General features: G+C 25.7%; 5 protein-coding genes. All 5 read right to left on the reverse strand.

Annotated elements, in window-relative coordinates; genetic code table 11:
* Window positions 1-9: 9 nt before the first annotated feature.
* Window positions 10-1,371 carry a radical SAM protein gene (locus tag Q4E08_RS06760; protein WP_303129547.1) on the reverse strand — a complete coding sequence of 454 codons (1,362 nt, stop codon included), beginning with the start codon at window positions 1,369-1,371 and terminating at the stop codon, window positions 10-12.
* Window positions 1,372-1,556: 185 nt separating this feature from the next.
* Window positions 1,557-2,123 (reverse strand): TetR/AcrR family transcriptional regulator C-terminal domain-containing protein, encoded by a 567-nt coding sequence (locus Q4E08_RS06765; RefSeq protein WP_303129548.1) that lies wholly within the window; start codon window positions 2,121-2,123, stop codon window positions 1,557-1,559.
* Window positions 2,124-2,284: 161 nt separating this feature from the next.
* Complete coding sequence (locus Q4E08_RS06770) at window positions 2,285-3,592, reverse strand: M20 family metallo-hydrolase (protein ID WP_303129549.1); 1,308 nt, start codon at window positions 3,590-3,592, stop codon at window positions 2,285-2,287.
* Window positions 3,593-3,738: 146 nt separating this feature from the next.
* Entirely contained in the window at window positions 3,739-4,290 is a 552-nt protein-coding gene (locus Q4E08_RS06775; protein WP_303129550.1) for a hypothetical protein, read from the reverse strand.
* A 155-nt stretch (window positions 4,291-4,445) separates the two neighbouring features.
* Window positions 4,446-4,925: hypothetical protein (locus tag Q4E08_RS06780; RefSeq protein WP_303129551.1), on the reverse strand; the 480-nt coding region annotated here is incomplete at its 5' end.

Consider the following 4,925-nt stretch of genomic DNA (forward strand, 5'->3'; position numbering starts at 1 on the left):
TTTTATTTATTACTTATTTTTCTTTTTATTCTCTATATTCTCTTTCCATAATGGCTCTGCTCTTTTTGCCCAAGTTTTACCGTATTCTATTGTCTTTTTACATAAAGAATCAACATCTTCTGGATCAATAAATTCTGTTGATTTTGCTCCTGAATTCTTTACCATTTCTGCAATCTTAGGTGCATTATCTAATATTGGACATGGTCTAAATTGATTTTCATTAAATGGTTGATTCTTTTGATATTCTAAGAACAAAGGTTGTCCTAAAGCTTCTATTAATGATACATCTTTAATATTTGCACTTGAATAATGACAGAAAACACATGGTTCAACATCACCATTTGCGTTGATATGACAATACCTTCTACCTCCTGCTATACATCCGCCTACATATTCTGCATCATGCCAGAAATCCATGTTAAATATTGGCTTAGTATTACGCCAAGCTCTTATAGTTCTATATAACTTTTCTCTTTGGTCTGGATTTGCCATTAATGATGTATCTGTTTTACATCCTATTGGCATAAATGTAAAATACCATGAAAAATATGCTCCCTTATCTATCATCAAATCTATAAACTCATCTGATAACACACTATCACAATTTGCTGTAGTAAAGCATGTTGAGAAACCAAAAGGTACATGATTTGATTTCATAAGATCCATAGCTCTCATAATATCATCCCATGAACCTTTTCCTCTTCTTCCGTCTGTTGCATCATCAAATCCTTCAACACTTATTGTTGGAACTATATTTCCAACTTTACATAAATCATCACAGAATTTTTGATCTATAAGTGTTCCATTTGTAAATATCATAAAAACACAGTCATTATGCTTCTTAGCTAACTTTAATATATCATCTTTTCTTACTAAAGGTTCGCCACCTGTCATAATATAAAAATAAATTCCAAGTTCCTTTCCTTCAGTAAATAACTTATCTAACTGATCATAACTTAAATTTAATGCATTATTATAATCAGCAGCCCAACAACCTATACATTTTTTATTACAAGCTGTAGTTGGATCTACTAATATAGTAAAAGGTATACTATAACCATACTTTTCTATATTTTTATCTATTTCTTCACATCCTCTAATAGCCGCATTTAATAAAAAGTTTGTAAAGACTGTTTCTACTATATGTGGATTTACTTCAGTTGCTATTTTGCTCATAAGCTTAACCCAGTTATTATTTTCTTCTTTTATAAATCCTTCTATAACATCATACTGTTCTTTATAAAGACCCTTGTTATCAAACTTTCTTACTAAGGAAACAATATTACCTAGATTTTTTTCTGGATTTTTTCTTAAATAATTAAGTAGTTGCTTTATTACTAATTGCTCTGCTTTGTATTTTGGACTTAACATAGACCTTTTCCCCCTTTTTAAAAAAGTAAAAACTCTCCTTATTTTATAAATTTATAATTCAATTTTACCTAATTATTTAACATTTTAAATGTACAATCTTACTTTTATGCTTATAAACATATACAAAAAGACAGCTTTGTAGCTGTCTTTTTACAAATTATATAAATTGTATAAATTTAATATAATTATATAAAATTTTCTATTATATTATCTAATGGTTGAGTTAATATAATTTCATATTTTTCTGCTAATTCTTTTGCTGGTATACTCATTCCATTTTCAATCCATTTATTTATTAAATATGTTAAGCCCCTAGCATAATATTCTGCTACATAACTTGGATTAAATATTTCATTTAAATTGCTATAATTTTTTTTACATTTTTTAAACAACTCCAAAAATACTTTTGTTGAATATTTAATCATAATTTCTTCAAAGGAATTTTGTCCTGTTACTTTTACAGCTTGAAAATAAAATTCTTTATTATTCTCAATTCTTGTAAACATATAAGAAATTGCTTCTTTTGGCATATTATTTTCAATAAGCATTTCAATTCCACTAAATATATCATTATGACAAATCTCTTCTAATAACTCATATTTGTCTGAGTAATGATTATAAAAGGTTGGTCTAATAAGAGACGCCCCATCAGTAATCATTTTTACTGTTATTTTTTCAAAGTTGTGTGTTAATATTAATTTTTTGAAGCTTTCTTGTAATGCTAAATGAACTTCCTCTCTCTTAATATTCATAATTCACCTACATCCATTATTTGCTTTTATTATATAATAAGTCCTTTATTACTTTTTAATCCCATTTATTATAATGTATCATATATGCTTTTTTTAGTAAAACAACCTTATTTAAGCTTAAATATATTCTTCTCAATAATACTTCTAATTTAAATAAATTACTAACATTTTTCAGAAAGTATCTTTATTATAATTCCACAATAAACTTTAACTGCATTTATCATATCTAATTCATTAAAATCAAATTTTTCTGAATGATGTTCTCCTCTAAGTTCACTACCAAACATAATATATGATGCTTTTCCTCCATTTTCTTGAACCTTTTTCATCATATAACATATATCTTCGCTAGCCCCAAAATCTTCTTTTTCAATTATACTTTCATAATAATTTATTTCCTTTGCTATATTTTCAATTATTTTTATTAATTCATAATCACTTTCTCCACTTATTGATTTCCCTACACATTTAATATCAACATGTGTATCATGCATATCTGCTGAAGATTTTAAAATTCTTTCTGCATATTCTTGCATATATTCATTTAGATCAGTTGTTTCACCTCTAGTTTCTATTTCCATAAACGCTCGTCCTGGTATTACATTTCTTCCACTTCCAGCAACTAATTTTCCAACATTTATTCTAGTAGTTCCTTCACTATTTCTTGGTATTGCATCTAAATTTAAAACTGCTGTTGAAGCTGAAAGTAATGCATTATGTCCCTTTTCTGGAGCTACACCAGCATGTGAAGCCTTTCCTTTAAATTCTGCATTAATTTTAGTAGTCGCTAAAAAACCATCTGTCCCACATACTATTTCTTTAGATTTTCTTGCTTTTATTCCAATATGACCACCAATTAAATAATCTACATCATCTAAAACTTTTGATTCTGATACAGCAAGTGCTCCACTAACCCCTTCTTCTGCTGGTTGAAATATAAGTTTTATTTTTCCTTTAAATTTATCTTTAAGCTTTGAAATAACTTCTGCAACTCCTAACCCAATAGCAATGTGCCCATCATGTCCACATGCATGCATTACTCCATTATTTACAGATGAAAAACTATACTTAAAAGGTATATGAGAATCATCATTACTTTCACTTACTTTAACTGCATCGATATCAAATCTTAAGGCTATTGTAGGGCCTTCTCCATTTTCTAAAACTCCTACTACTGCTGTATACCCTCCTTTCATCCTTTTGGAAAGCTCTTTATATGCACCTTGTTTTATGGCCCTATTATAACATTCATCTAAAGATTCTAAATTAGGAATATTCATTCTATACCTATCATTTATAAGTTCTTTTCCTATATAAACATCATATCCCATATCTATTAAGGCTTTACCTATTAAAGAAGCTGTTCTAAATTCCATCCATGCAATCTCAGGAAACTTATGAAAATCCCTTCTATAATTTATTATTTTATCTTCTATATCATTAACTAATTCTTCTATTAATTCATTCACTAAAAACACATCCTTAGTTTAATATTACATTTATTATTATGAATATAATTAAAATTTTATTTATCTTTCTTTTAAATAAATATTTGTTATGTTTGATTACATTAAAAAGAAGATAATTTATATTTATAAAATTATCTTCTACTATATTATTTTATTTTTATATGACTCCACGCTAATCCTAATTTTATTTTTCTAACTTGTTCTGGACTAATATTAAAATGTTCTGCTATTTCTGTTGATGTCATTTTCCCTTGAGTTGCTAAAACCTTTATTTTTCTAGCCTCCTTTTCAGTAAGTTTTGCTCTATTATGTTTTTCTCCTCTTTTACATTTTGATAACTTTTTTTTATGTTCTTCTGTAAATCCCTCTTTAGTTCTTTGATAATTAAGAGTTGGATCAAACTTTTCTATATATTCTTTAGACTTTTCTTTAAGTTTATCAGCTTCTAATATTTCTAATATATCTACACTAACTCCTGAATCGCCTATATCATTATATAATTTTTTTAATTTTCTATTCATTCCATTATTATGCTCTAATTGTACTAATGTAGTTATAAAAGCCTTTGCTATAGAATTACCATAAGTTATATATGAATCTTCTTGTCCAATATTTATTTTTATTATTCCACTTGTATTTATTAAGTCAATATCTTTATACTTTTGTAAATCATTTATGTAGCTCTTATAATTTCTCATTTTTATCCCCCTAAATAATTACCTACAATATACCAATTACAATTTTACCATATTAACCTATTTTTTATAAAGCTTTGCTAAAATGTAATTTTAATTTTAAAATAAAAACAGACAACTTAAAATTGTCTGTTTTTTTAGTATCAGCTTTAAATATATTATTTAAAACACTTTCCTATATTTAATACTTTTTCAACTTCTAAACAAATATATTTTGCTAATTCATCTTTAGATTTTTTTAACATTTTATTATTGTATTTAAAATATTTTTTTATTATACATATCATTGAATCTTTACTTTTAGATTTAAGTTCTTTTTCCATTAATTCTTTACTAGAATTATTGTATAAAATAAATGGATTTATCATCTCATTTTCATCTGTTATTTTTTTTAAATCCTTCATATTTTTTTTACTTATAGATATATCTATTTTATATTCTTCTCCATCATTAATTAAATTTAAAGCTTCTTTAAGTAGATTTAAAATATCCTTTTCTTTATTATTATAAAAACTTTCTTCTTCTCCTATTTTTAATAAACCTTCTTTTTCTAATTTATTATATACCCTTGAAACTGTAGACTTATTATATTCATTATTTAAATCTTCTCTTTTTTCTCCATTTAATAATCTTTCTTT

The sequence above is a fragment of the Clostridium sp. genome (assembly GCF_030532265.1).
Classification (GTDB): Bacteria; Bacillota; Clostridia; order Clostridiales; family Clostridiaceae; genus Clostridium.